Annotated in this window: 5 protein-coding genes; all 5 read right to left on the bottom strand. The window is 33.5% G+C overall.

The features are described 5' to 3' along the window. On the bottom strand, positions 1-287 hold a 287-nt coding region (locus ACJMLH_RS06415), incomplete at its 3' end, for a PIN domain-containing protein (protein ID WP_405275875.1). 10 nt (positions 288-297) lie between these two features. Next, positions 298-1,512, bottom strand: a complete 1,215-nt coding sequence (locus tag ACJMLH_RS06420) for a translation initiation factor IF-2 subunit gamma (RefSeq protein ID WP_405275877.1) — start codon at positions 1,510-1,512, stop codon at positions 298-300. A gap of 62 nt (positions 1,513-1,574) precedes the next feature. Next, positions 1,575-1,958 (bottom strand): 30S ribosomal protein S6e, encoded by a 384-nt coding sequence (locus ACJMLH_RS06425; RefSeq protein WP_405275879.1) that lies wholly within the window; start codon positions 1,956-1,958, stop codon positions 1,575-1,577. Between the two features lie 36 nt (positions 1,959-1,994). After that, a complete protein-coding gene (gene infB / locus ACJMLH_RS06430; protein ID WP_405275881.1) occupies positions 1,995-3,785 on the bottom strand; it encodes a translation initiation factor IF-2 in 1,791 nt (596 codons plus the stop codon). 37 nt (positions 3,786-3,822) lie between these two features. Then, on the bottom strand, positions 3,823-4,275 hold the full coding sequence (gene ndk / locus ACJMLH_RS06435) for a nucleoside-diphosphate kinase (RefSeq protein ID WP_295610861.1): 453 nt from the start codon (positions 4,273-4,275) through the stop codon (positions 3,823-3,825). Positions 4,276-4,321 lie beyond the last annotated feature (46 nt).

Consider the following 4,321-nt stretch of genomic DNA (forward strand, 5'->3'; position numbering starts at 1 on the left):
ACTTCTGAAACTCTAAGTAACGCATCATCCACAGTTTCATTTTCTAATAATGAAATATCCTTTATTTCAATTTTTGAAGAATTAGCTAATTTTAAGGCCAAATTTGCATTTAACCTTGTTTTTCCTTTATTATTATTTTTCAAACCCTTCAATTCATTGATAACAAAGCTTGGAGTAGTTAATTTATAAGAAGGTAATAATTTTTCAAGTTCAGTGATTACATCAACATTGAACTGAAAAGGAACCATAAAAAAATTGGTATCGATTACAACTTCTTTAGAGTCCATTATTTGCCCTCTATTTAATAATACCGTAACCTATTAATCTCCAACGAGCCCCAACTCTACGACTTAAAGCAACTCTATCACCAGGGCTTGCGCAGACTGGCAATTTTAAAGTAACATCCACTTTATGTTTTTTAGTTGCAGTAACAACACCAATTGTAGTTGTTGTACCACAATTAATCATCAGTGGTTCTTTAATTTTAATTGGAGCGACATCACTTTCTTCTTTAGTACCTACAACACGTTCAAGTAAATTAGCTTCCATTGTAAAACTATCCAACACATCAGGCAATGTACCGACTTCACCGGCAACAGTACCGGACAATGAATCAGATTTAGTCAATGATGGATCCAATTTGGTTGCAATACCTACAAGTCCTCCCGGACCGATTTCTTCAACTTGTTCTCCATTAGCTTCAAGGCCGATAATTTCAGATTGCAATGTGATTCTTTCACCATTATTGGTAGGACCTGGTCTGATTTCAATAGTATCTCCTAATTTGAAAGTACCTTGAATTAAAGTTCCACCAATTACGCCACCTTTAATTTTATCAGCACCGGAACCCGGTTTATTAATATCGAATGATCTTGCTACATGCATTAAAGCAGTATCATCGAAATTCCTTTCTGGAGGTTGAATTTGTTTGAGCATTGCTTCAATTAAAATATCTACATTAGCACCTTGTTGAGCAGATACAGGTATTATTAAAGCATCTTCAGCGCAAGTACCTTTAACAAATTCCTTAATTTCATTATAACTTTCAATAGCTCTTTCTTTTGATACAATATCAATTTTATTTTGAACTACAATAACATCCTTAACACCGATAACATCAAGTGCCATAAGATGCTCTTTAGTTTGTGGTTGTGGACAAGACTCATTTGCAGCAATTACTAACACTGCACCATCCATAATTGCAGCACCAGATAACATAGTTGCCATAAGAGTTTCGTGACCTGGAGCATCAACAAAGGACACTTTTCTAATTAATTCAGTTTCACTCCCACAGATTTCACAAGTTTCAGAAGTAGTGTAGCATTCAGGTTCATCGCATTTAGGACATTTTCTAAATTCAATGTCTGCATAACCTAAACGAATTGAAATACCTCTTTTTGTTTCCTCACTGTGAGTATCAGTCCATACTCCGGATAATGCTTTAGTAAGAGTAGTCTTACCATGGTCAACATGACCAACTAAACCTATGTTAACATCTGACTGTACGTTCACAGATAACCACCTTTTTAATAATTTTAATTCAACATAAAAGTAAAATAAGAAAAATAGTTAAACTATTCTTCCTCTTCTTCATCAGCACCAAGTATATCAGCTAATGATTTACTTCCAGCTTTAGTAACTACAGTGTTGATTTGTACAATATCTTCAGCAATAGTGTTTCCTCTAACGGTTTTTCTTTTTTTAACACCATCTGCTTTAGGATGGTAACCAATACCGCCAGTTAATAAACTTTTAATTCTTCTGGTACCGGAAACATCTTTTTTCATAGTAAAACCGTTTTTATCACTACCACCAGTAATTTTTAAAGTGTAACCGTCTAAACCAACTAGTCCACCATCAAATTCATCACCGATGACTAATCCATTTAAAGCTTTAGTTTCATCGACTTCAATTTGATAAGATTCAGCTTTTTCAGACACAACTACTTTGAATGCCATGGTATTCCTCCTTAATTTTTTATAACCCTCAATTTATTATTCAAAAAGACCGAATTTACCCCAATCTGGGTCTTGTTTACGTTTAATCTCTAAAAATTCATATAAAGTTTCATATTCATCTTCAGTTAATTTATCTTTAAATTCCCTTTCAATGAATTTATAATGTTTTTCAGGGACATCAACATATAATTCATCCCCTTCATCGAAATGTTTTCCAACCACAGCGTCTTTAATAGCCATAGCAACTCTTTGACCTCTGTATATATCAGGCAATGTTTCGCCTTTATCTTCCATACTGGCTATTACTCCAACATATTCGCCATTCTTATTAATTAATGTTTGGCCCTGTTTAATTGTACCGCTGATGGATTCAATTCCAATAATAGCCGGTTTACTTTGACGGAAAACAAGTTTTGGTAAAGCCATGAATTTTGCAGGCTTAATAATAGCATTGTAAAATGCTTTCTTCTTAGCTTGCTCGATTTCTTCAATCCATGCTTCATAATCTTCGATGATTTGATAAATAACATCTCCCTTAAATAGCTTAATGTCGGAATTGTTAAGATCATCCGCTGCATTAGGATGAACATCAACATTAAAGGCAATGATTGCACCATGTGCATCATTTTCATTTAAAGCGATAGATGAATTTATAATATCTCTACGACTCACATCACCTATGTTTGCTTCACGAATAGGAATTTCCAATTCTCTTAATAATTTTACAATAGCTTCAAGAGAACCTAATGTATCAGCTTTAACTAAAATACCTTCATCTTCTGTGCTGATAGTAATGTCTTCAATTTCCTTTAAAATTTCTTCTTCAACATCTTCATTTTCACTTAAAACCCTAAGTGGTGAACCAGAAACAACATCATCCAGATTTGGTGCTGCAATTTTAATACCTGCAGCTGCAACAACTTCATCGAATTTTTGGAATTTCTTTTTAGAATCCCTCATCTCTTCCAATGGAAGCGGCCTTAAAATAGATCTGATTTTAGTTGTTAAAACTTCATTTGAAGAAGTCATTAAAGCTATTTCATCATTAGTTCGTAAAACACCATCATAAATAATGCTGTCAATAGTGAGACCTAATCCTATTTCTTCTTTAATCTCTAAGACAGTACCTTTAGCAGGAGCATCTTCATTAATTTCAAGCTGCTCGGTTAAATATTCCTGAGCAAGACCTAAAAGCATAGCCAATACTTCAATAATTCCTTCACCGGATTTAGCACTAATCGGAATGATGGAAATTTGTGAAGCAAAATTGGTTACCCTGTCAAATCTTTCAGATTGGAAACCTTCTTTGTAAAGTTCACCTACAAGTCCATAAACTTTAGTGTCAATCTCCTGTTGAACACTTGGAGCTTGTTGTGAAAAAGATTCCTTAAAAGAAGCACCTTCATGTGTTTCCCAACCAAAAATCATGTCGATTTTGTTAGCTACAACAATGAAAGGAGTTTTATACATTTTTAAAATATTAATTGCTTCATAAGTTTGTGGTTTAAAACCTTCATTAATATCAAGAATTAATATAGCCAAATCTGCTAAAGCACCACCACGTTTTCTTAAACTAGTGAATGCAGCATGTCCTGGAGTATCAATAAAGAATAATCCTGGAATTAAATCTTTGATAGTTAATCTTGAGATGAAATTTCCACAGATTTCTTCAATAGTATCGTTTGGGATTTCTGTAGCACCAATATGTTGAGTAATACCTCCAGCTTCCCTGTCAGCTATAGTACTTCCTCTAATATAATCTAACAAAGTTGTTTTACCATGGTCTACATGACCTAAAACGGATACAATCGGGGATCTGATTTTCATAGTATCTTTTTAATATAATAAATTTCTAAATCTAAATCTATTCGTAAATTAAATCATTGTCAACGATTTTATAATCGCAAATTTCGTCTTCATTAAAGAAAAGAGCAATTTCTCTTTCTGCAGATTCAGGAGCATCTGAAGCATGAATAATGTTTCTACCTGTATCCATACCGAAATCTCCTCTAATAGTTCCAAGATCTGCTTCTAAAGGATTAGTTGCACCAACTAATTTCCTAATAGTAGTAATAGCTTCTTCTCCTTCAATAACCATAGCTAATGATGGGGATGAAGTGATGTATTCTACTAAACTTGGGAAAAATGGTTTTTCAGCATGTTCTCCATAATGAGTTTTCGCTAAATCTTCATCAATTTGAATTAATTTACAAGCAACAATTTGAAGACCTTTATCTTCAAAACGGGATAATATTTTACCCATAAGACGTCTTTGAACAGCGTCCGGTTTCATCATTACAAAACTTTTTTGAATCATTCTTTAACCCATTTAACTTTTCTTGGAACTCTTCCGAGTTTAATCA

The organism is Methanobrevibacter sp. (assembly GCF_045116495.1).
Classification (GTDB): Archaea; Methanobacteriota; Methanobacteria; order Methanobacteriales; family Methanobacteriaceae; genus Methanocatella.